Origin of the sequence: Hyalangium minutum, assembly GCF_000737315.1 — a bacterium.
GTDB lineage: Bacteria > Myxococcota > Myxococcia > Myxococcales > Myxococcaceae > Hyalangium > Hyalangium minutum.
Window position 1 is genome coordinate 163,007 of sequence record NZ_JMCB01000004.1, and the last position, 22,841, is coordinate 185,847.

The 22,841-nt window shown below is 67.6% G+C and carries 21 protein-coding genes; 14 read left to right on the forward strand and 7 right to left on the reverse strand.

The features are described 5' to 3' along the window. Position 1 precedes the first annotated feature (1 nt). From kce to DB31_RS12180, 5 genes are all read left to right on the forward strand, one after another. Positions 2–829 carry a 3-keto-5-aminohexanoate cleavage enzyme gene (kce, locus tag DB31_RS12160; RefSeq protein ID WP_044186624.1) on the forward strand — a complete coding sequence of 276 codons (828 nt, stop codon included), beginning with the start codon at positions 2–4 and terminating at the stop codon, positions 827–829. A 62-nt stretch (positions 830–891) separates the two neighbouring features. Then, a complete protein-coding gene (locus DB31_RS12165; RefSeq protein WP_044186627.1) occupies positions 892–1,668 on the forward strand; it encodes an SDR family NAD(P)-dependent oxidoreductase in 777 nt (258 codons plus the stop codon). Next, positions 1,658–2,449: a class I SAM-dependent methyltransferase gene (locus DB31_RS12170; RefSeq protein ID WP_044186630.1), complete on the forward strand. Its 792-nt coding sequence runs from the start codon at positions 1,658–1,660 to the stop codon at positions 2,447–2,449. The genes DB31_RS12165 and DB31_RS12170 overlap by 11 nt, the downstream gene beginning before the upstream one ends. Before the next feature lie 134 nt (positions 2,450–2,583). Then, positions 2,584–3,501 (forward strand): hypothetical protein, encoded by a 918-nt coding sequence (locus tag DB31_RS12175; RefSeq protein WP_044186632.1) that lies wholly within the window; start codon positions 2,584–2,586, stop codon positions 3,499–3,501. 35 nt (positions 3,502–3,536) lie between these two features. Next, positions 3,537–4,073, forward strand: a complete 537-nt coding sequence (locus DB31_RS12180; protein ID WP_044186634.1) for an MmcQ/YjbR family DNA-binding protein — start codon at positions 3,537–3,539, stop codon at positions 4,071–4,073. 16 nt (positions 4,074–4,089) lie between these two features. Here DB31_RS12180 and DB31_RS12185 read toward each other — a convergent pair whose 3' ends face one another. Beyond that, positions 4,090–5,643: a ChaN family lipoprotein gene (locus DB31_RS12185; RefSeq protein ID WP_044186636.1), complete on the reverse strand. Its 1,554-nt coding sequence runs from the start codon at positions 5,641–5,643 to the stop codon at positions 4,090–4,092. Positions 5,644–5,847: 204 nt separating this feature from the next. On the opposite strand from DB31_RS12185, the gene DB31_RS12190 reads away from it, so the two are divergent. Together DB31_RS12190 and DB31_RS12195 are read left to right on the forward strand one after the other, a co-directional pair. Beyond that, complete coding sequence (locus DB31_RS12190; protein WP_240486659.1) at positions 5,848–8,667, forward strand: TonB-dependent receptor domain-containing protein; 2,820 nt, start codon at positions 5,848–5,850, stop codon at positions 8,665–8,667. Further along, on the forward strand, positions 8,667–9,497 hold the full coding sequence (locus tag DB31_RS12195) for a 5'-nucleotidase C-terminal domain-containing protein (RefSeq protein ID WP_044186638.1): 831 nt from the start codon (positions 8,667–8,669) through the stop codon (positions 9,495–9,497). The genes DB31_RS12190 and DB31_RS12195 overlap by 1 nt, the downstream gene beginning before the upstream one ends. A gap of 21 nt (positions 9,498–9,518) precedes the next feature. On the opposite strand, the gene DB31_RS12200 is transcribed toward DB31_RS12195, so the two are convergent. Together DB31_RS12200 and DB31_RS12205 are read right to left on the reverse strand one after the other, a co-directional pair. Continuing rightward, entirely contained in the window at positions 9,519–9,755 is a 237-nt protein-coding gene (locus tag DB31_RS12200; protein WP_044186641.1) for a TIGR04563 family protein, read from the reverse strand. Between the two features lie 8 nt (positions 9,756–9,763). After that, on the reverse strand, positions 9,764–9,967 hold the full coding sequence (locus DB31_RS12205) for a TIGR04563 family protein (RefSeq protein ID WP_044186644.1): 204 nt from the start codon (positions 9,965–9,967) through the stop codon (positions 9,764–9,766). A gap of 520 nt (positions 9,968–10,487) precedes the next feature. Here DB31_RS12205 and tilS point away from each other — a divergent pair. The 4 genes from tilS to DB31_RS12225 all read left to right on the forward strand — a co-directional run bounded on the left by tilS (position 10,488) and on the right by DB31_RS12225 (position 15,443). Continuing rightward, entirely contained in the window at positions 10,488–11,813 is a 1,326-nt protein-coding gene (tilS, locus tag DB31_RS12210) for a tRNA lysidine(34) synthetase TilS (protein WP_338034295.1), read from the forward strand. Positions 11,814–11,991: 178 nt separating this feature from the next. Continuing rightward, positions 11,992–13,908, forward strand: coding sequence for an ATP-dependent zinc metalloprotease FtsH (gene ftsH / locus DB31_RS12215; protein WP_044187202.1), 1,917 nt, complete (start codon positions 11,992–11,994; stop codon positions 13,906–13,908). A 231-nt stretch (positions 13,909–14,139) separates the two neighbouring features. Beyond that, positions 14,140–14,532 (forward strand): helix-turn-helix domain-containing protein, encoded by a 393-nt coding sequence (locus DB31_RS12220; protein ID WP_052419904.1) that lies wholly within the window; start codon positions 14,140–14,142, stop codon positions 14,530–14,532. Between the two features lie 23 nt (positions 14,533–14,555). Beyond that, positions 14,556–15,443 carry a protein kinase domain-containing protein gene (locus tag DB31_RS12225; RefSeq protein ID WP_044186649.1) on the forward strand — a complete coding sequence of 296 codons (888 nt, stop codon included), beginning with the start codon at positions 14,556–14,558 and terminating at the stop codon, positions 15,441–15,443. A gap of 11 nt (positions 15,444–15,454) precedes the next feature. Here DB31_RS12225 and DB31_RS12230 read toward each other — a convergent pair whose 3' ends face one another. Continuing rightward, positions 15,455–15,670, reverse strand: coding sequence for a hypothetical protein (locus tag DB31_RS12230; RefSeq protein ID WP_044186651.1), 216 nt, complete (start codon positions 15,668–15,670; stop codon positions 15,455–15,457). Between the two features lie 262 nt (positions 15,671–15,932). After that, positions 15,933–16,085: a hypothetical protein gene (locus DB31_RS48750; protein WP_157231944.1), complete on the reverse strand. Its 153-nt coding sequence runs from the start codon at positions 16,083–16,085 to the stop codon at positions 15,933–15,935. A 315-nt stretch (positions 16,086–16,400) separates the two neighbouring features. Between DB31_RS48750 and DB31_RS12235 the strand changes: the two genes are divergently transcribed. After that, positions 16,401–17,330, forward strand: a complete 930-nt coding sequence (locus tag DB31_RS12235) for a hypothetical protein (RefSeq protein WP_044186653.1) — start codon at positions 16,401–16,403, stop codon at positions 17,328–17,330. Between the two features lie 329 nt (positions 17,331–17,659). Here the strand turns inward: DB31_RS12235 and DB31_RS12240 are convergent, their stop codons facing one another. Then, a complete protein-coding gene (locus DB31_RS12240) occupies positions 17,660–18,976 on the reverse strand; it encodes a hypothetical protein (RefSeq protein WP_338034296.1) in 1,317 nt (438 codons plus the stop codon). Positions 18,977–18,996: 20 nt separating this feature from the next. Continuing rightward, positions 18,997–19,752 (reverse strand): hypothetical protein, encoded by a 756-nt coding sequence (locus tag DB31_RS12245; protein ID WP_052419905.1) that lies wholly within the window; start codon positions 19,750–19,752, stop codon positions 18,997–18,999. Between the two features lie 272 nt (positions 19,753–20,024). Between DB31_RS12245 and folP the strand changes: the two genes are divergently transcribed. Both folP and glmM read left to right on the forward strand, forming a co-directional pair. Next, a complete protein-coding gene (gene folP / locus DB31_RS12250; RefSeq protein WP_075305970.1) occupies positions 20,025–21,275 on the forward strand; it encodes a dihydropteroate synthase in 1,251 nt (416 codons plus the stop codon). Between the two features lie 155 nt (positions 21,276–21,430). Further along, a complete protein-coding gene (gene glmM, locus DB31_RS12255) occupies positions 21,431–22,822 on the forward strand; it encodes a phosphoglucosamine mutase (RefSeq protein WP_044186658.1) in 1,392 nt (463 codons plus the stop codon). Positions 22,823–22,841: the final 19 nt, after the last annotated feature.

Here is a 22,841-nt window from a genome sequence, read left to right on the forward strand (position 1 = left end):
CATGAGTACGCCCATGGTCATCACCGCCGCGATGGTCGGCGCGGAGACGACGCGCGAGCAGACGCCGCACCTGCCCATCACCGCGGAGGAGATCGCCGAGGACGCGGTGAAGTGCCGCGAGGCCGGCGCGGCGATGGTTCACCTGCACGTACGCACGCCAGATGGCAAGCCGTCGCAGGACGCGGAGCTGTTCCGAGCGGCGATCCGGGCCATCCGCAAGCGCACGGACATCCTGATTCAGACGTCCACGGGCGGCGCGGTGGGCATGAGCGTGGACGAGCGCTGCGGCCCGCTGACGCTGACGGGCGCGGATCGCCCGGACATGGCCACGCTGACGACGGGCACGGTGAACTTCGGCCCGGACGTGTTCTGGAACCCGCGTCCGCTGGTGCGGGACATCGCCAAGCGCATCCGCGCCCTGGGCCTCAAGCCGGAGATCGAGTGCTTCGACGTGGGGATGATCGATGAGGCCAGCATCCTCGCGAAGGAGGGGCTGGTGGATCTGCCCGCGCACTATGACTTCGTGCTGGGCGTGCCGGGCGCGCTGACGGCGCGGGTGGACGCGCTGGAGTTCATGATCAAGTCGCTGCCCGAGGGCAGCACGTGGACGGTGGCGGCGGTGGGCCGGCACCAGCTGCCGTTCGTGGAGCACGCGGCCGAGCGCGGCGGCAACGCGCGCGTGGGGCTCGAGGACAACATCTTCGTGTCCAAGGGCGTGCTGGCGAAGGGTAATTGGGAGCTGGTGGCGGAGGCGGCCAAGCGCGCCAAGGCCAAGGGCCGCACGCTGGCCACGCCGGAAGAGGCGCGGAAGATCCTGCGCCTCACCTGAGCGAGCGCAGCGGGGCCAGATGGAGGCCCGCCCCAGGCCGGGCCGCAGGAGGGAGCCAAGGCATGGAGACGGAGCTGAGAGGCAAGGGCGTCCTGGTCACAGGAGGCGCGGGAGGCATTGGCAGCGCCACGGTGCGCGCGTTCGCGGAGGAGGGTGCACGGGTGGCCGTGCACTACCGCTCGAACGAGGACAAGGCGCGGGCCCTCGCGACGGAGGTGGGCGGCGCGGCCGTGCGCGCGGACCTGACCTCCGAGGCCGAGGTGGACGCGCTGATCCCCGAGGCGGTGAAGGCGCTCGGGCGGCTGGATGTGGTGGTGGCCAATGCCGGACACTGGCCCTCGCAGGATGAGCCGGTGTGGAAGATGTCCCTGACCCGCTGGCGCCAGACGCTGGCGGAGAATCTGGACAGCGTGTTCCTCACGTGCCGGGCCTTCCTGCGGCACGTGGAGACGACGAAGGTCGGGAGCCTGGTGCTCGTGAGCTCCACCGCGGGCCTGTTTGGCGAGGCAGGGCACTCGGACTACGCGGCGGCCAAGGGCGCGCTCGCGAGTGGCTTCGTGAAGAGCTTGAAGAACGAGCTGGGCCGCATCGCTCCGATGGCCCGAGTGAACGTGGTGTGCCCGGGCTGGACCGAGGTGGATCGCAACCGGGGTAAGCTCCAGGACCCAGCGTTCCTGGCCCGAGTAACGCGGACGATGGCGCTGCGCAAGGTGGGGCGGCCGGAGGACATCGCGCGGGTCATCGTGACGCTCGCGTCAGACCGTATCTCTGGCCACGTGACGGGCGAGGTCGTCACCGTCGCTGGCGGCATGGAAGGAAGAGTGCTTCATGACACTTGATGTGGATATTCGCGCCTACAACCGTGAGGCGTGGAATCGGCAGGTGGCCAAGGGAGACCGGTGGACGGTGCCCGTGGGCCCCGAGGTTATCGCCGCCGCGCGCCGGGGCGAGTGGAGCGTCATCCTCACCCCGCACAAGCCCGTGCCCCGCGAGTGGTTCGGCGAGCTGAAGGGGAAAGAGGTGCTGGGGCTCGCGAGCGCGGGTGGACAGCAGGGCTCGGTGCTCGCGGCGGCGGGCGCTCGGGTGACGATCTTCGACAACTCGCCGGCTCAGCTTGGACAGGACCGGCTGGTGGCGGAGCGCGAGGGCCTGGAGATTCGCCTCGTCGAGGGGGACATGCGGGACCTGTCCGTGTTCCCGGACGCAAGCTTCGATCTCATCTTCCACCCGTGCTCCAACTGCTTCGTGGACGACATCCGCCGCGTCTGGCGCGAGGCCTATCGCGTCCTGCGTCCGGGAGGAGCGCTGCTCTCCGGGTTTTGCAACCCGATCATGTTCCTCTTCGATCCGGAGCTGGAGCCCGAGGGCATCCTCCAGATGAAGTACCGGATGCCATACTCGGACTTCACCAGCCTCACGGACGCGGAGCGGCGCCGCTACACGGACAAGGGCGAGCCCCTCTGTATTGCCCACTCGCTGGAGGAGCAGATCGGTGGGCAGCTCGCTGCGGGTTTCCTCCTGTCCGGGTTTTACGAGGACAAGCACGTCGCCGGAGATCGGCTCGCGGAGTACATGTCGAGCCTCTGCGCGACGCGAGCGGTGAAGCCCCCAGTTCCGTGAACTGCTCGCGCGTGGCCCTGTTCGCCTGTTTCCTGGTGCTCGGCGGGTGCCCGCAGGAGGGTGGGCCCAACAAGCCATCCGGACGTCTCCAAGGCCAGGTAGTGGGACCTGGCAGCCCTCGGGGAGACGCATACGTGTTCCTGTTCGCTCCGAGCGAGGGCCCTCCTCGGGGGCAGGCTGTGCCTCGCTACGTCACGGCAGTGCCTGATCTGCGGCTGGGAACTGGGGATGCCCGGTTCCTGTTCGCAGAGGTGAATCCAGGGCCATACCGGCTGTGGGGCTTCTTGGATGCGAACGGAGATGTGGACCTCTCCGTGGACGTGCTCGCCCAGCCGGGCGCGGGCGACTGGCTGCCCGCGGCAGGAGTGGAGCTGGAGATTCCTGCGGGGAGCGTCGTGGAGCACGAGCTGACGCTCACTCAACGGAGGCGTCACGATCCTCCCGCGTTCCGGGTGACAGGGGAGGGGACGGATGGGGGCGTGGTGACGGTGCCGGACTCACTGCTGTCGCTTACGTCTCTCGATGTCGAGGCGGAGGGGCTGGGGCTCCTGCGCGGCGAGGAGGCACGGTTCTTCGTCCGGCTGGTCGATCGAGACGGAGACGGGAACGCGGATGATCTGAACGGAGACGGAGTGCCGGAGCTGTTCCCCCAGTTCTTCCTGCGCTTCATGCCGAGGCCCGGGCAGACGGTGCCGATGCAGACGGATGGAGGGCCCTCCCAGGTCATCGTGCCCCTGGTCATCAACCCGGTGCCCTTCGTTCCCATCCTTCAGGGAGACGTGACGCGCGAGGCCTCTGCCACGAGCCTGCAGCTCTTCGTCGTGCCGGTGGCGCAGGCCGTCTCGGAGGCCACGGATGGAGGACAGGTGCTGACGCCGCTCGCGGCCATGCCGGTGGGCGAGTACCAACTCTGGGCACTCTCAGCGGAAGGGGCCTTCTGGTACATCCCGAATGCGCTGGGAGCACGAGACTCGGAGGTTTTGCACTCGCAGTCCTTGCGGTTCGAGATTGTCCGAGGGGGCTCGCCCGACGCAGGAAATCCCATTAGATAGGTGCGCGCTTCAACCCCGCCGATCCGAGGAATCCCATGTCCGAGTCCAAGAGCCTCGACAATCCCCACGAGCTGGCGCTGCGTGACTTCGCGCTGAGTTTCCCCGGCACCCACGAGGACTTTCCCTGGGGCCACCGCGCCCTCAAGGTGAAGGGCAAGGCCTTCGTCTTCATGGGCCACGAGAGGGGCGGACTGGGGCTCTCGGTGAAGCTGCCGCAATCCAACGCCGCAGCGCTGATGATGCCGTTCGCCACGCCCACTGGGTACGGCTTGGGCAAGAGCGGCTGGGTGTCGGCCGACTTCCCCAGGGGGGAGGCGCCTCCCATGGAGATGCTGCGCCAGTGGGTCGAGGAGAGCTATCGCGCCGTCGCTCCGAAGAAGCTCGTGGAGCAGATCGGCTCCACGGCCAGCGCTCCCGTTGCTGCGCCGGCCAAGAAGTCCGCGAAGAAGTCCGCGCCTGCCAAGAAGGCTGCATCCGCCAAGAAGTCCGCGCCGGCCAAAAAGGCTGCACCTGCCAAGAAGGTCGCTGCCGCGAAGAAGAAGCCCGCAGCCCGCGCGAAGCAGGCCCGCTGATCAGCGGCACAGGGCCTCAGCCCAGCCGCTGGACCCAGTGGAAGTACGTGCTGCGCGGATCCGCCAGCGAGTCTCGGAAGAGGGCGCGAATCTCCGCCTTCTCCACCCGGCCCGTGTCGAAGGCCTGATACAGCGCGTCTCCGAGCAGGTACCCCAGCGCGTGGCTGACGCCGTGGAAGAGCCGGTCCCGCCGCAGGGGCAGCAGCTTCACGGCCTCGTCGGGGCCCTCCGCCTCCGCCGCCTTGTGCGCCAGCACGAACGCCGCGATCTGCCGCTCCACGCCGCGCATGCGCGCCACCCGCCGGGCCCACTCGGCCAGCCCCGCGCACCCACGCCGAGGGTTCACCAGCTTCGAGCCGAAGAACCCCAGCGCCTCCTCCATGCAGCGCGCGTAGAACGCATCCGACGCCCGCCGAGGCGCCTCCATCGCGTCTCCCACCGCGCAGTGCCGGACGAAGTGCGCGGCCTCCTCGGCCGCGTGGTTCAGGGACAGCGACGCCAGGTACGCCATCCGCGCTCGGGGGATGTAGCTGCTCTCTCGAGACAGGATGTGCCGCCGCAGCTGCGCCAGCTCCACCTGGGTAAACCGTCCGCGCTGCTGGATGCGCGCCAGGACATCCCCATCCGCCGCTGTCGCCACCTCCACCTCGTCCAGCGCCCGGCCCACCTGCACGCCCGCAAGCCGCGCGATCAGGCTCGCCATCTCCCGGAAGCGATCGGCCGCGCTGCGATCCCGCAGGGGCGCATCCCCGGCCTCGGCCTCGAGGTAGTCCAGGAAGCTCTGTTGGCACACAACAGGCGATGCGTTGAGCAAGCACAGGGAACCATCCGCCAGCTCCGCGGCCTCCACCGCACCTGCCCGGCCCTCGCGCGCCAGCCTCCAGTAGACGCCCTCACAGTTCTGGTACACCACCAGCCCCTGCCGGGCGTGCGTCTCACCGAGCGCTCGCTCGACTTGAGCAGGCAGGTGGCAGGGCGCTACATGGTACTGGCCCACCAGTACCAACACCTGGGGCCGATCCTCCGCCCGAGCCACCCGCGCAACGCGCTCCGCCGCATAAGCGTCCCGGAGTTCCAGCGAGCGCTCCCCCTGAACCCGCCGATCAATCCCCACCACCTGCAGCCGGTGGCGCTTGGCGAAGGCGAGCAGGGGCCGGAAGCCGGACCACCCATCCAGTCCAGGGCCCGGTGCCCGGCCGAGCCGCTCCAGCAGTGCGCGCTCGGGCAGACGGCCCGTCAGATAGTCATCCAGGAAGGCTTGGTGGCGGCCCTCGACACACTCGAGTGCCATCACCACTCGGCGGCCGGACTCCAGGGCCCGCTCCACCATCCCCAGGTAGGTCTCCTGGGCCAGGGGCAGGGTGTGGTAGTCGCCCACGTACACCACGTCCGCGGCCCTGAGCCGCTGGTGCACCGCGGAGAGCGGGAGCTCCTGGCGATAGCTGGCCGTCCGCCGCCGGTACCGGGCCTCGTAGGCGCGGAAGGTGGAGGTTTGGCCGTCGACGGCACGGGCAATCTGTGCCTTCTGACGGCGGAACAGGGCGAAGTGGAGGGCGAGCGACGCGCGCATGGGAAGGAGAGGCGCTGATCAACGTCGCACGTGCCGTGAGGGCCGGCAAAAAAACGGCGCTGACAGTCAACCCCCCTTCCTTGACTTCGCCTGTAGTGGCAATGGACCATCCTTGTGCTCTTGAAGACCGCTCTCGTACGAACGACTTTGCTTGCCGTCGTGCTCCTCGCGGCGTCCCCCGCGCGCGCCGAGGAGCATGCGGTCTTGTTGCACTCCGCGCCCGCCAAGGCCGAGCCGAACCGGCCGCTGCGGCTCGAAGGCACGCTGGTGGATGACGGCCGGAAGGTCTCGGAGCTGGTCATCCGCTACCGTGGGCCGGGCGAGCCCTTCGCCGAGCTCCCCATGGAGCGGCAGTACGGCGATCTCTACCGGGCGACCCTTCCCGCCGAGCACATGGTCCCGCCCGGCGTCGAGTACTACATCGAGGCCATTCTCAAGGGGGGTGACCGCCAGCCCGTGTTCCAGACGGAGGCCAGGCCCAGCCGCGTCATCGTGCCCGGGGAGCTCCCGCGTCCCAAGGTGGCCGTGACCGAGCCGCCGCCGCCGCCGCCGCCGCCGCCGCCGCCTGCTCCCACGAAGAGCAGCTCGCGCAAGAAGGAGCCCGAGCCCGAACCCGAGCCCGTGGCCGCCCCGCAGAGCAGCGGCAAGAAGGCCCCAGCCTCCGACGACGCCATGGCCGCGCTCTCCGCCGAGGTTCCCAGCGACGAGCCTGCCCCAGCCCCGCCGACCCGCTCCAATGGGCGCAAGGGTTCCGCTTCCAAGCCCACGGCATCCACCGCCTCCACATCCCCCGCCTCCACGTCCACGCCAGAGCCGGCCTCCAAGCCCCCGGTGGAGCCGCTGGAGCCGATCGACATGTCCCCGCCGGCGGCCTCGGGCAGTTCGAAGCCCTCTCGCTCCGAGCTGGAGGAGGATCTGGCCCTCTACAGCGCGGAGGACACGCTCGCGCTCGCCACGCGCCACACGGAGTCGGTCACCCGCGTGCCCGCCATCGCCGCGTCCTTCGGGCGTGAACAGATCCGGGCGCTCGGGGCGCGCACCGTGGCGGATGTGCTGGACGTGGTGCCCGGGCTCACTGTGAGCCGGGATGTGCAGGGCAACCACCGCGTCGCCATCCGGGGGCTGCGCAACGACGCGGAGGTGCTGTTCCTCCTCAACGGGCACCGGCTCAACAACTTCTTCGATGGCCGGGCGCTGATGAACCTGCCGGTGGAGAACCTGGACCGCATCGAGGTCATCCGCGGCCCGGGCTCCTCCCTCTATGGCGCCGGAGCCTTCCTGGGCGTGGTCAACATCGTCACCGATCGCAGCGAGGGCGTGCGTGCCTCCGCCTCGGGCGGTGGCTTCACCGAGCGGGGCCAGAATTCCTTTGCCCCCACGGTGGATGCCCATGCCTCCTCGGCCGTCAGTGCCGGGGGCCTCCGCCTCTTCGGAGATCTGGACGTGTGGGCCCAGTCCGGAGACTCCTCGCCCATCGAGAGCGACGCGCTGATCCAGGAGACGCTCAACCAGAAGCTGCGGGATGCCGACGACCCGGCGGGCTACACCCATGACGAGCGCCTGCTCTTCAACGTCGGTCTGGGGCTGTCCTACGACTTGGGCGCCGCTGGCCGCCTGAGCTCCTCCATCCGAGTGCTCACCGAGGACCGAACCGCCTTGATGGGGCTCTTCGACACCGTGGGCGAGGACTCGGACCTGAGCTGGACGGTGGCGATGCTGGATGTCGAGTACGAGCGCGCCGTGGCCGAGGGCATCCTCCTGCGCGTTCGTGGCTACGGCGATCAGCAGAGCACCAACCGCCTCTTCCAGCTCGCTCCGGATGGCTTCCGAACGGGGGATGGCGCGGACCAGCTCTTCCCGGATGGCCTGCTCGAGCAGACGCGCATCAACGTGCGCACCCTGGGGCTCGGCGTGGACTCGGACATGGTGCTGGGCCACACCAACCGCCTCTCGGTGGGCGCGGTGGCAGAGCTGCAGATGCTCGCCGGCTACGAGTACACGACGAACTACACCCTGGATAACCGGGTCCGGCCCACGCTCACTCCGCCCGAGGGGCTGGTGAACATCAAGGACATCGCCGGTGGCGCTGCCGCCCGGCGCATGACGCTGGGCCTCTTCATCCAGGATCAGTGGACGGTGATCGCTCCGCTGACGCTCACCTTCGGCGTGCGCGCGGACGCCACCCAGTTGCCCACCACGGACGAGACGGGCGCCATCAACGGCTCGAAGCTGGTGCCCAGCATCAACCCGCGCGTGGGCCTCGTGTTCGCCGCCACGGATGCCATCGTCCTCAAGGCGCTCTATGGGCGCTCGTTCCGCTCGCCCACGCTGCAGGAGCTGGCCGAGAGCCTCCCGGACACCGACTACAACCAGGGCCGCTTCGAGGGAAACCCCACGCTGCGCCCCGCCACCGTGGACACCGTGGAGCTGGGCGTGGACGTCATCCAGGCCTCGGGCGACTCGCGCGTGCGCCTGCGCGGCAACGCCTTCTATGAGCGCTTCCGCTCGCCCATCTTCCCCGTGGATACCTCCGGCAACATCGTCCCGCTGCGCAACCGCGACCTGGGCGTGCGCGTGATCGGCGTGGAGGGCGAGGCCCGCCTGGAGGCCTCCAAGCGCGCCAACGCCTGGGTCAACGCCTCCTTCTTCCGCGCCGAGGATTTGGAGCTGCCCTCCCAATCCCGCCTGCTCACCGATACCCCGCAGGCCCGCTTCAACGCCGGCGTCTCCATGCCCCTGGGCGACTGGGTGAACCTGGACGTGGTGGTGCGCGCGGGCGCCGAGCGGCGCAACAACACCCGCTCCGTGCTGGAGCTGATCCGCCGCTACCAGATCCCCGCCTACAGTCTCATCACCGCCCAACTGCGCACCGAGCCCATCGCCGAGCACTTCGAGGTGTCCGTGCTGGCGCAGAACCTGTTCGACCATGACCTGCGCGACGATGTGCCCCGGCCGGACCGCGTCACCGGCCTGCTGCCGCGCGAGAGCCAGTCCGTCTATCTCACCGTGAGGGCCCGCTACTGATGACCCGTCCGCTCCTGGCCGCGCTGGTGGCCGCCGCGCTCATGCCCGGGCTCGGCTGCCTGGCCTACAACGATCCCTGCCAACCCCTGGTGGACGATCCCAACAAGGAGATCGGCTACCTGGGCGAGGACGTCTACCTGGACCGGCCCTATGCCCGGCACGACAACAACGCCCTGGGACAGCTCGCGGCGGACGCCTACCAGCACGTGGAGGATGACTCGGCCGCCAAGGCGGTGCTGGGCATCGTCAACGGCGGCTCCATCCGCGCCGAGGGCCTGTGCATCACCCGCACCATGCTCCCCAAGGGCCAGCTGACGGACGGCGTGCTCCACGAGGTGCTGCTCTTCGAGAACCAGGTCGTCACGGTGAACCTCACCGAGAAGGAGCTGGTGGACATGTTCGAGCACTCGGTGAGCGCGCTCCTCACGGCGGGGCAGCCCATCTCCTCGCCCTCGGGCGCCTTCCTGCACGTGTCCGGCAGCACCACGCTGCGCGTGGACTGTGAGTACCCCCGGGGCCAGCGGGTGCGGGAGCTGACGGTGAATGGCACACCGGTGGCGCTGCCGCCGCGCACGGACGAAGTCGCCCGCTACCGCGTGGGCATGCCCAGCTTTCTCCTCGAGGGAGGGGACGGCTACGGGACGATCTTCAAGAACGCAGGCAGCGACCCTGCTCGCAATCCCGTGCGCTCCCAGAAGTTCGGGGGCGTGGACTCCAACATCGTCAGCGCCTACATGAAGGCGACCTACGCCACGGAGGCACAGCCCCTCAAGGAGGCCGGGCGCATCGTCTTCGAGAACTGCGCGAAGCCCACCCGGCCCACACGCTAGTGGACCGGGCGGGAGGGGCCGTTAAGGCTTGGGCTCACCGTCGCCCGGGGGCGCCACGGGAGCGGCGACCGGCTTGGGTGCCGGGGCCAGCACGTCGTTGACCGAGGGCATCTTCCGGATGTCCCCGCGGGCCACCTTCCAGGCCTGCTGGACAATCCAGGAGAGCGAGCGATCCTGGCGAGTTGCCTCGCGCTGGATCTCCTCGAGCATGTCCTCGGGGAAGTAGAGACTTTGCTTACGATGGTCAGTGGAGGACATGCGGTTTCTTACTCCTCGCGGGGATCCTGGCGTTCATCGCCAGTGACATCATTGACGGCCGGGAAGGCCTTGATGCGCTCGCGGGCGATCTTCCACGCCTGCTGGACGACCCACGAAAGCGAGCGGTCCTGCCGGTTCGCCTCTTCCTGGATCTCCTTCAACATCTCTTCGGGGAAGTACAGAGATTGCTTGCGCTTGTCGGTGCCAGCCATACCGAGTCTCCGGAGCGGATGCGAGGTGACGACCTGAGACACACTGGCGTGGTTATCCGACAGACGCACCAGCGGGTCAACGGTTTCAACGCCTTTGCGTCATAACCCCTGAGGGTGACATGGGCGAAGAAGTTCTGTCCCTTCTGGAAGCGTCGTGGCTGCGTGAAATCCCTGGAACCCGGGCCCAAAACGTGCTGGTGGCCCAAAAGGGAAACGCCCCGGACCTCGCTTTCGAGGTCCGGGGCGCTCCGGAAAGAGGGCCCGCGAGGAACGAGTCCTTGCGGGCCCGTGGGCCCAGAGGGGGAGGGGGGGGACCCCTAGGCCCAACGCCAGGAAATTCGGAAAAATCAACCTTCTTATTAACACCGCCGGCCGCACCCCTCATTCCCCTCGGGGAACCGCTGGGGAGATCATAAGAACCACCCCCAGCACCTTCAACCGACGGCGCCTGGGTAAACGTGGCGCGCGAGAAATCCATTCCCCCTTCTGTTCGATGCCGCGCACCGGGTCAGCAACGGACTTGATCACGTGGACACTCGAGGCGGAGTTCCGCCGCTTCGGGCTCGTGGGCCGCTCGGTGCTGCTCGCCGTATCGGGCGGTGCGGACTCCACCGCGCTGCTCGTGGGCACGGCACTCGTGCGAGCTCGGCTGGGACTCACGGCCGAGGTGGCGACCCTGGACCATGGGCTGAGACCTGAGGCAGGGGAGGAGGCCCAGGCGGTCGAGCGGCTGGCTGCACTCCATGGGCTGCCCTGCCATGTGCGTCGGCTGAACCTGAGGCCCGGCGCGGGAGTAGAGGAGCGCGCACGCACCGCTCGGTACGAGGTTCTCGAAGCGCTGAGAGCAGAGCGAGGGCTGGCAGCGGTGGTCACCGCGCACACGGCGACTGATCAGGCGGAGACCCTGCTGATGCGGCTGGCGCGAGGCTCGGCGCTCAAGGGAGCGGCAGGCATCCAGCGCAGGCGTGGCACGGTCGTCCGCCCTCTGCTGGACCGTACGAGGGAAGAGCTCGAAGCCTTCCTTCAGGAGCAGGGCACGGGCTTCGTGACCGATCCGATGAATGCCGACCCTCGCCTGTTTCGTATCCGCGTCCGGCGCGAGCTGCTGCCCGCGCTCTCTCGTGCGGCGGGCTTCCCGGTGGCCGAGCGGCTGGCGTCGTTCGCACGGCTGGCGGCCGAGGACGATGCGCTGCTGGAGGAAATGGCGACGGCGGCCTGGCGAAGGCTCGTGCTCCCAGAGGGAGGCTTGGATGCGGTGGGGGTTCGCGCGCTGGAGCCTCCGCTGCGGCGTCGCGTGCTCGCACGGCTGCTCACGCAAGAAGGGGCAGCGGTGGATGACGCGACGCTGGGCCGGGGCCTCGACGCAGTGGCACGAGGCCGCTCGGCCACCTTGAGTGGAGGCCTTCAACTCCGGGCCTCGGGTGGGGTGGTGCGCTGCGTTCGTCCTCGCGCCACGGTGAGCGGTTCACTCCTTCTAGAAGGAGAGGGCTCCTCGGGGCCACTGGAGGGAACGCGCTGGACCTTCACGGTCGGCCCCGCTCCTCAGCGGCCCGGAGCACTCCGGCTGATCCTGCCGCGAGAGGTCCGCTGGCCGCTCACCGTGCGGACGCGGAGGCCCGGGGATCGCATCCCGGGGGCTCGGGGTTCACGAAAGCTGCAGGATCTCTTCGTGGACCTGCGCGTCCCCTCCGAGCGTCGAGATCTCCAGCCCGTGGTGGTGGACGGGGAAGGTCGGCTGCTCTGGGTGCCTGGCCTCTGGGCGCCACCCGAAAGGAAGGTGGTTTCCGGACAGTCGCTCTGGGCATTCCCCCCGAGCCCAAGCAACGGGGGCAGCGGTCCGTTATAGAGTCCACAAGGGGCAGATGGAGGATGGCGGCGTACCCCTAAATAGTTGAGGGCTTTTTGCTGTTGCTGATACGGTCCAAGGCAGGGCGGCTCGCCATGCCTCGGCCCAAATTGTTGAAATGGTTGGGGGAATCCCCAACGCGGCCCGCATCCGCCGGCTTCGAAAGGGCAGCAAACACGTGCGTTCGACTTACAAGACCATCGGCCTCTGGGTGATCCTGATCGTCCTGTTCGTGGCCTTCTACAACTTCTTCTCTCAAGGCAGCGACCAGGTAGAGGACCCCTCCTTTACCCAGCTGCTTGAGAAGATTGAGCACAAGGAGGTCCGAGACATCTCGGTCAAGGGCAACACCTACTCGGGCGAGTACGGCCCTAACAAGACGAAGTTCCGGACCACGGGCCCCGTGGCGGACACGTCCATGCTCCAGATGCTCCGGGACAAGGGCGTCAACGTGAAGTACGAGAAGGAGGAGCAGAATAACCTGTGGCTGACCATCCTCGGGCAGTGGATGCCGGTGGTCTTCCTGTTCCTGTTCTTCATCTTCTTCATGCGCCAGCTGCAAGGTGGCAGCGGCAAGGCGATGACCTTCGGCAAGTCGAAGGCCAAGCTCCTCAACGAGAGCCACAACAAGGTGACGTTCGCCGATGTGGCCGGCGCCGACGAGTGCAAGGAGGAGCTGGAGGAGATCGTCGCCTTCCTGAAGGACCCCAAGAAGTTCACCAAGCTGGGCGGCCGCATCCCCAAGGGCGTGCTGATGATGGGCTCGCCGGGTACGGGCAAGACGCTGCTGGCTCGCGCGGTGGCCGGTGAGGCCGGCGTGCCGTTCTTCTCCATCTCCGGCTCGGACTTCGTGGAGATGTTCGTGGGCGTTGGCGCCAGCCGCGTCCGCGACTTGTTCGAGCAGGGCAAGAAGAACGCCCCTTGCATCATCTTCATCGACGAGATCGACGCCGTGGGCCGCCACCGTGGCGCGGGCCTGGGCGGCGGTCATGACGAGCGCGAGCAGACGCTCAACCAGCTGCTGGTGGAGATGGACGGCTTCGAGTCCAACGAGGGTGTGATCCTCATCGCCGCCACCAACCGCCCGGACGTGCTGGATCCCGCGCTGCAGCGCCCTGGCCGCTTCGACCGCCGGATTGTCGTTCCGCGGCCGGACCTGAAGGGCCGCTTGGGCGTGCTGAAGGTGCACACGCGGCGCGTGCCGCTGGCCCCTGAGGTGGACCTCGAGGTCATCGCCCGCGGTACGCCGGGCATGACGGGCGCGGACCTGGAGAACCTGGTGAACGAGTCGGCACTCATGGCCGCGCGTCAGAACAAGGAGCGCGTGGACCTGAGCGACTTCGAGGCCGCCAAGGACAAGGTCTTCATGGGCCCCGAGCGCAAGTCCATGATCATGACCGAGAAGGAGAAGCGGAACACCGCCGTGCACGAGGCTGGCCACGCGCTGCTCGCCAAGCTGCTGCCCGGCTGCGACCCGCTCCACAAGGTCACCATCATTCCTCGCGGCCAGGCCCTTGGCGTTACCTGGAGCCTGCCCACCGAGGACAAGGTCAACGGGTACAAGAAGCAGATCCTCGACCAGATCACCATGGCGATGGGTGGCCGTCTCGCCGAGGAGATCATGTTCAACGAGATGTCCAGCGGCGCCTCCAACGACATCGAGCGCGCCACCGAGACGGCGCGCGCCATGGTGTGCCGCTGGGGCATGAGCGACAAGCTCGGGCCCCTGGCGTTCGGCAAGAGCGAGGGCGAGGTGTTCCTCGGCCGCGACTTCAGCGCCACCAAGGACTACTCCGAGGACACGGCGCGGCAGATCGACGCCGAGGTGCGCGGCATCGTCCTGGGCTGCTACGAGAACGGCAAGCGTCTCCTCACCGAGCGCAAGGACGCCCTCCAGCGGATCTCCGACGCGCTCGTGGAGTACGAGACGCTGGATGCCGAGGACGTGAACATCCTCCTGCAGGGTGGAGCGTTGACCCGGGAGCGTCCGCCCCCGCGCTTGACCGCCCCGCCGAAGTCCACCGAGAAGAAGGACAAGCGGAAGATCCTCGACGCGCTCGAGGCGATCCCCAAGATGGAGCCGAACAAGGCGTAAGCCTGCTGCTCCTGTAGAACCCAGGCCCTCCCCGCTTCGTGCTGGGAGGGCCTTTCTGCTTCCCGAATAGAGACTTCATGCGTCTCATGGCCCTCCCACCGTGGAAGGTCCTATGCTACCCGTCAAAGTCTCCCTGGCTTTGAGGGCCAGGAAGCTCCATGGCCCCAGCGCGTTTGGCGCTGCGGCCGACGGCGTCCTGCCAGAGCCGCCGGATGTGCCCCGGAGCGTCTCGTGAGTCCTGCGCTGCCGAGGGCGAAGATCGCGACCCAACTGGGGACGGCTGCACGCCAGGCCCGGCACCACCTGCGTCTGACGCAAGCAGAGGTGGCCGAGCAGACCGGCATCGCCTTGGAAGTCTATGGGCGCATCGAGCGTGGGGTGCTGTTGCCCAGCCTTCAGACCTTCGTGGCGCTGTGCCGAGTCCTGGAGGCGGATCCTCGGTTGTTGCTGGGGTTCCTGGAGGCCAGCAGTCTCCCGGTGGAGGAACGGGCGCCCGCGGAGGCTCCAGGGGTCCGGCGGCTCACGCGCATGGCCCGCGAGCTCAGCGAGGAGGAAGTCCGCGCCCTGTTGTCTGTGGCCAAGGTCCTGCTCGCCCGCCGCGGTGAGGGGCGGACGCGGCCGTAGCGCCCGGGGAGGTGGGCTGAACCATGCATCCGACTCGCTTGCAGCTCCCCATCCCAGGCGATGTGGTGGGGGACTATCGGATCCTGGGCCTGCTGGGAGACGGTGGGCAGGGCCGCGTGTACCGCGCCGAGGCGGCGGGCCAGCCCTGCGCGCTGAAGTTCCTGGAGCGCGGCGCGGCGCGGTGGGGCGAGCGCGAGGCGGAGGCGCTTCTGCGCTTCAAGCACCCCGGCGTGGTGGGATTTCTCGGGTGTGGCCGGTGGAAGGACTTGGTCCACGGGCCCTTCTATGTCGCCATGGAGCTGGTGGAGGGGTTGACGCTCTACGACTACGTCATGGTCCACAACCCCTCGGCCCGCAAGGCCGCGGAGCTGATGCTCTCCCTCGGGCGGGCGCTGCTCGCCGTGCATGAGGCCGGGGTGCTCCGCCGGGATGTGAAGCGGGAGAACATCATGGTCCGGCTGCCAGGCGAGGAGCCCGTGCTCTTGGACTTCGGGCTCAGCGCGCTGGAGGGGATGCCGTCCGCCGGAGGGGCGGGGCAGGTGATCGGCACGCTGGAGTACGTCAGCCCGGAGGCCTGGAGGCACGCGTGCGAAGAGGAGGAGCGCTACCGGCCCGCGGCACTGGACGAGCAATACCGCGTGGCAGTGGCGCTTGAGCTGAAGCCCCCGCCCGGAGCACCGCCCTCGGGGGCGGAAGGCGCAAAGTTGATGGATGCCCAGGGGCGGGAGTTATCGGTGCTGCCTCTCTGGCAGGGAGAGGGCCCGGAGGATGGCGAACTGCACGTCGTGGTGGAGGCCCCAGCGGAGCGCTGGGAAGCTGTGGGCCCCTACAGCCTGAAGCTGTGGGAGGCAGGTGGCGCGAGGGGGCTCACAATGGACGGCATCGTCTTTCCGCAACTTGCCGGGGAGTGAGGCCCGTGAGCTCAGCCGCAGTGGCGATGAGCGGCGCGGTAGAACTGAGTGAGGGAGAAGTCCAGCAGGGACTGGCACGAGCGCATGGACTTGTGCGCGCGCACGAAGGGCAGCCACACGCGCGAGCTGACGCGCACCTGGGACTCTTCTAGCTTCCTGCGGGCAATCCACTGTTCGCCCAGGTGTTTGACCATGACTTCGCCCAGGTAGGCGCCGATGGCGGGCACCAGCCGGCCGTCAATCTGGTCGCGGTCGAAGCGTTCCGGAAAGCTCCATGTCCAGAAGTGGAGGCGATCCGCAGGAAGCGCGGCGTAGCGATCGCGGCGACGGAGATCGCCTGGGGCCGAAACGCAGAAGCCCGCAGCTCCTGTGTCGCGGGCTGCGGGCTTCTCGGACGATCTTCTCGGCGCGAGCTGGTTGCGGGTGAGCGGCTCGTAGAGAGCCCGGGTTCAGAAGGGAGGGTCGCGTAGGCGCGCGAGCCGAGCGCGCTCAAACTCGCGGCGGTACCTGGCGATGGAGCGCGGCGTTCAGCGTGCGCTGGCGTGTGTCCTTTGGGAAGCGCACCTCGATGTATGGCTGGGAAATTCCATAGCGCGCAGCGCGCTGTCCCACCATCATCGTCTGCTGGCTCGTCGTGGCCATCGTTGTCCTCGCGTTCCGTAGTGCGGGTGTTGCCCATTGCGAAAGACATACGCGCTCTTGTGGGGATGTAATTCACTTTGAGACCGGGAAGGGCCAATGCTCCGACACGCCAGGGTTGAACCTGACGTGTCAATTACATGTCAATGACGTGCCGCGCGTGGGGTAGTGAGAGGCCTTGCCGAGGGAATCCACGCGGAAAGCCTGACTCGCCGCCCTGGCATGCAATCTGCAATGGATTGCGGCCGGATGTGGTCACGCCGGTACTGCATCCCTCATACAACCTCAGTACAACCAAAGCCGTAAAGGAGCCCTCTCATGAGCCAAACCCCCTTCTCCGTCGACATCCAGGCCAGCAAGAACTTCAACCAGTGCACTGCGTCCGCGACTGGCCTGGAAATCCACACCATTACCGGTACTGAGCAACAGGCATTCGGCCTCTATGGGGATGGGCTTTATCAGGCCATCCGCGCCATTATGGGAGCGAGGCCGGATACCGTTTGGCTGTACGACCCCACCATGGGCGGCGCCGACCACACCAGTGACAAGAGCTACAACTACTGCTACGACAAGTTCGGCTGGTCCCCTGTCACCACGACGCTCCGCGCCATCAGCGCCGTTCCCGTCGGACTCTCCACGTCCCCCGTTATCGTCAATCATACACAATGGGATAACAAAACGGACCACGTCGTGAATTACAGCGCGGGCTTGTCCGCCCAGGAGTCCGAGACTGTCAGTCACTCCTGGACGAACAGCGACAAGGTCAGCTTCGGCGGTAAGATTGCGATAAAGATCGGCATCAAGGGATTCGAAGGCGGCGGCGATGCGACCTTTAACTACGAGCAGTCGTGGTCGGATACGAAGACGGAGAGCAAGACCATCACAGTTGGCACGAACGCCAGTGCCCAGAGCGAGGTGCCTGCGCACACGACAGAGACCGCGTATCTCTTCTCCACTCTCGGCTCGGCGCTCTACCGGGTCACCTACCAAGCCACCTTGTCGGGGGCCGTCGCGTACCAATACGAGAGCTGGTACAATGGCCACCGCTACTACGCGGTGGACGTCAACTATGTGCTGGCCACAATGGGCGTTCCCAATACTGTGACCATCACAGAGGACATTAGCGTCGGTTTCTATTCGGACGCCAGCATCGAGGTCGTTCCCGGCCCCTACAATCCGAACACGCGGCCGAGCCCCACGGCGCTGCTCGCCGTGGGGCATCTCCTCGCGGCCGCACCAGCCCGGTAGACATCATTGTCGTAACGGGCCTGGGTGACACGGGGCCATGCCGCCCATTCAGTGGGTCGCATGGTCCTGGTCGGTTCACGGAAACGAGAGCCACGTCAACAACTCGAGTCTAGCCGCTGGCGGGTGAGGGCCACGGTTTCCCGGTAGAAGGTGCGTCAGTGTGAAGGCGTCGATACGTGCGGCATGCCAGCGCTTCCTCGCGCTTCCCGCGATCGGAATCCCGCGTTTCTGGAGGTTCGTTTCCAGCTGTGGGAGGCAGGTGGCGCGAGGGGGCTCACAATGGACGGCATTGTCTTTCCGCAACTTGCCTGGGAGTGAGGCCCGTGAGCTCAGCCACGGTGGCGCTGGGCGGCGCGGTAGAACTGGGTGAGGGAGAAGTCCAGCAGGGACTGGCGCGAGCGCATGGACTTGTGCGCGCGCACGAAGGGCAGCCACACGCGCGAGCCAACGCGCACCTGGGACTCCTCGAGCTTCTTGCGGGCAATCCACTGTCCGCCCAGGTGTTTGACCATGACTTCGCCCAGGTAGGCGCCGATGGCGGGCACCAGCCGACCGTCAATCTGGTCGCGGTCGAAGCGTTCCGGAAAGCTCCATGTCCAGAAGTCGAGGTCCGCGTCGGTGAGGGATTCGGGGGACTGCTGGAGGATGGAGGGCACCTCGGAGTGGAGAATGGCGACCAGGGACTCGGCCATGAGCGAGTAGTGCTCCAGGGCCTTGTGGGTGTCCGGGACGTCCGAGGGCAGGGTGGCATTCAGGGGCAACCACTCGTCCGGCTCCGGGAACGGGTAGGCGTTGAACTCGGCGATCTGGCGCTGGCGCTGACTGATGGAGGTGCGGTCCAAGAGGCGCAAGAGCAGAGGCGCCACGTCGGGGTGGAAGCGGGGTTCCACGGGGGCGAGGGTGGCGTTGCGCTCCTGGAGGGAGCGCAGCACCGTGTCAAAGTCCAGTTCTGGGCGCAGGTGGACGAAGGCGCGGGCCTGAGCCAGGCGGGCCTCGGGGTGGGTGAAGTGGGCGGCGATGGGCCAGGGGACGAGCAGCACGCTGCCGTTGGGGAGTTCCTCCACGCGGTGGGCGGGGGTAGACAGCAGGCGCTCGCGGCCCAGGAGGTTCACCAACTGGGGGCCGAAGACGTTGAGCCAGAACACCTCGTAGAGCCGATCGAAGCCATCCCGGATGCTGGTCTGGATGTCACGGCCGAAGCCGGGCGAGTCCGCCAACAGGCTGTCGGCGTAGCTGCCTGCGAAGGAATGAGAGACGGGGTAGTGGCAGGCCCAGGCGCGCACCAACTCTACGAGGTCGCAACAGGGCGCTTCCCGCGCGAGGAAGGAGAAGGGTTGAGCACGGAGAATGACTCTCAACTCTCCGGGGGCCTCCTCGCGAAAGAGAGTGAGATCCAGTGACACCGCAGGCTCGGTGGGGCGCTCCAGGTAGAGGGTAGGGACATTGTTATCTGCCTTGTCTTGGAATGCCTTCCAAAAGGCTGCGCGGGAGTAGCTGCGCCGCCGCTTGCCTTTGACATGGCTTGGCATCCACTCGCCCGCGTGCTGCTCCAGGGCCTGGAGGAAGGGCTCCAACGCGTGCTCCAGCTTCGCCTTCGCGTCATACGTCCCGTCGAAACGCAGGTAGAGGGAGTCTGCTCGGCTCAACGCTTCTACAGTCAAAAGCGTCATTGAATCACCACCTCCACCCCTTTCACTTTCCCCTGGACGTCCTTGAGGGCAGGCTCCAGGACGGGCCGATCGGGCACGCGGCTGCCGCCTTCGTAGACAAGGCGGACGCGCTGCACCTGCACGAAGCCCTCGAGCGAGGGACGCCGGATGTTCACCTTGCCGCCGTAGTACTCCAGGGCGGCGCGGGCATCCATCAATATAGGTGCCTCCAGTGCTTCGCCCGCGAGCGGCTGGAGGAAGCGGCTCTTGAAGCTGAAGGTCTCCACGCGGGGGGCTTGGCTTGAGGGAGGGCGCTGCTCAATGACGAGCACGTCCACGAAGCGCACCACTCCAGGCACCCCGGGCTTGGACAGGCCGACGTGGACCTCGATGCGCGGCAGGGTGAAGGCACTCAGCCAGCGGCGCTGGGCTTGGGGCAGTGCGGCGTCCTCGCGCAGTACGGAGATCATGAAGCGCTCGAAGGTGAGGCCTCGGGCAAACTCGCCGCGCAAGCGTTCATAGGCCGCCCAGCGCAGAGGGCCCTTGGCGGGCGTGCCCTCTTCCAAGAGGGCGAGGCGAGCGCGGCGGTAGGCGAGGTAGTCGTTCCACAGGGCGTAGCCTTCCGGTACCCCGGGTGGGGGTGTGTCGAGCGTGGCCTGGAGCTTGCGGAGCAGGGCGGTGTCAGCGGGCAGGCGGGGGCCCTGGGACTCCCGTTCGGCCAGCAGCAGCTTGGCTTCCAGCACCTCGCGGGTGTGGCCTGAGGCCTCGTCCAACAGCGAGGCCAGGCCTCCCGGTCAGCTGTGGCCACCTGCTTGTTGCAGACAGCTGACCGGTCAGCTGTGGCCACCTGCCCGTTGCAGACAACTGACTGCGCTGGGAAGCGGTGGGCCCCTACACCGGAGTTGGCCGCCCCCTTCTTGCGTGAGCTTATGCCCACCTTTGCCGACCTGTGCCTCTGTTCCGACCCACCGGGTGGGTGGGTACCCGCGAGCGGCTGCTCCCGCTGGTGGTATGGGAGAGGACCCTTGTCTCTGGAGTCCGCGACATGATCCGCGCCCACCCCCTGCTCGCCGAGCGCCCGGAGGACCTGGAGCCGGCCTTCCGCCGCATGGGGCTGCCCACGCCCGCCCGCGAGTACCTGCTGGAGAAGCTGCCCCAGTTCCGGTTGCTGCTCACCGGACTGACGCAGGTGGAGGGGCGCTTCCTCAAGGGGCTGTTCGAGTCATCCGAAGCGCCCGGCCGCGAGGAGTACCCGTCCTATGTCGCGGGTGATCCGCGCACCCGCCTGGGCAGTGGGATGCTCACGGGCCGCCGCGAGCAGTTCGATCGGTTGATCTCCGCCGCCCGAGTTGATCCGCAGCTCGCCGGGCTCGCTGAGGCGCTGACTCAGGCTCTGGGCTCGGTGGTGGCGCCGGCGCCGCTCACACTGGGAGGACGGACCTTCACCTTCGGCTCACGCACCTACGTCATGGGTGTGGTGAACGTGACGCCGGACAGCTTCTCGGACGGAGGCCGGTACGCCTCCTCGGAGACTGCCATCGAGCACGGGCTGAAGCTCGCGCAGGCGGGAGCGGATATTCTGGACGTGGGCGGCGAGTCCACCCGGCCCGGTTCCCAGCCTGTCTCCGCTGACGAGGAGGTCGCACGTGTGGTGCCGGTCCTTCGGGAGCTGCGCGCGCGCACACAGGTGCCCCTGTCGGTGGACACCACCAAGGCCTCCGTGGCGCGCGAGGCCCTGAAGGCGGGCGCCTCGCTCATCAACGACATCAGCGGCTTCCACTTTGACGCGGAGCTTCCTCGCGTGGTGGCCGAGGCACGCGCCGCCTGTTGCCTCATGCACATCCAGGGTACCCCGCAGACGATGCAGCAATCGCCTTGGTATGAGGACATATTGGACGACGTGCTCGCCTTCCTCGAAGAGGGGGTGTCACGCGCCGTGGCCGCTGGTGTGGCTCGCGAGTCCATCTTGGTGGACCCGGGCATCGGCTTTGGCAAGACGCTGGGTCACAACCTATTTCTCCTTAGGAGGCTGGGTGATCTCAGGGTGTTGGGGCTGCCGCTGCTGGTGGGGACGAGCCGCAAGGGCTTCCTGGGCGCGCTCACGGGCGGCAAGCCAGCGGGCGAGCGTTTGGCCGCCACCCTCGGTTCGGTTGCAGCGGTGGCGGCCCTGGGTGGCGCGGACTTCGTGCGCGTGCACGACGTGGCGGAGGTCCGGGACGCTCTGGCAGTGACCGAGGCGCTCCGCGCTGCCTCGGACGGTGGTTCCCTCTATGCCAAGCCGAAGGTGGGTGCTTGAAGGAACAAGTGAGCTAAGGAAAACGCAGGGTTGGATGGTTGCCTGTCAGCGAACGGCTCCCTAGTTTCGAGCCCGTGTTGGTATGCGCGGTATAAGGCGCTCGGGCGGGGATGCCGGTGGTGCTCCGGCGCAGGAAAAGGTGAGAGGCGGCACACATGGCTTACAAGATGAATATGACTCCTAAAGAGGAGCGGACTTCGCAGCGGCTGTTTGGCACGGATGGCGTGCGCGGCGTGGCGAACGTCCACCCGATGACCGCCGAGGTGGCGATGCAGCTCGGCCGAGCGCTCGCGTACCTCATCCGCAACGGACCGCACCGGCACCGCGTCATCATCGGCAAGGACACGCGCCTGTCCGGCTACATGCTGGAGCAGGCGCTCGCGGCGGGCATCACCTCCATGGGCGTGGATGTGTGGCTCACGGGGCCGCTGCCCACGCCGGGCATCTCCAACCTCACCACGTCCATGCGCGCGGACGCGGGCGCCGTCATCTCGGCGTCCCACAACCCGTACCAGGACAACGGCATCAAGTTCTTCTGGCGCGACGGCTTCAAGCTGCCGGATGAGACGGAGGCGAAGCTGGAGGAGCTGCTGTCCACCGGCGCCATGGACACGATCCGGCCCACGGCGGACAACATCGGCCGCGCGTTCCGGCTCGAAGACGCCCGGGGCCGCTACATCGTCTTCCTGAAGGCCACGTTCCCCCGCGAGCTGACGCTGGAGGGGATGACCATCGTGGTGGATTGCGCCAATGGCGCGGCCTACAAGACGGCGCCCTCGGTGCTTGAGGAGCTGGGCGCCAAGGTCATCTCGATCGGCGTCTCTCCGGACGGCACGAACATCAACGAGAAGTGCGGCGCGCTGCACCCGGAGGGCCTGGCCCGCGCGGTGAAAGAGCATGGCGCGCACCTGGGCCTGGCGCTGGACGGCGACGCGGATCGGCTCATCGTCGTGGACGAGAAGGGCAAGGTGGTGGACGGCGACGCCATCATGGCCATCTGCACGGGCGAGCTGGTGGCCCGCGAGCAGCTCAAGAAGAAGACGCTGGTCTCCACCGTGATGAGCAACATCGGCCTGGAGCGCGCGGTGGCGCGCTGGGGCGTGAAGGTGGCTCGCACGCGCGTGGGCGACCGGTACGTCGTCGAGGAGATGCGCAAGCACGGCTACAACCTGGGTGGCGAGCAGAGCGGCCATCTCATCTTCCTGGACCATTCGACGACGGGAGATGGGACGCTGGCGGCGCTGCAGTTGCTGGCCGTCATGTGCCGCCAGGGCAAGCCGCTGAGCGAGCTGGCCTCCATCTTCGAGCCGGTGCCGCAGACGCTGCTCAACGTGGTGGTGAAGGAGAAGCGAGAGCTCGGTGAGCTGCCCGAGGTGATGAAGGTCATCCAGAGCGTGGAGCAGCGTCTGGGCAGCGCGGGCCGCGTGCTGGTGCGTTTCTCCGGCACCGAGCCCAAGGTCCGTATCCTCATCGAGGGTGAGGATGGGGCGCGCAACGAGGCGTACGCGAAGGAGATCGCTGAGGCGCTCTCGAAGTCCCTGAACTGAGCAGGGAGTCAGGCGCCCC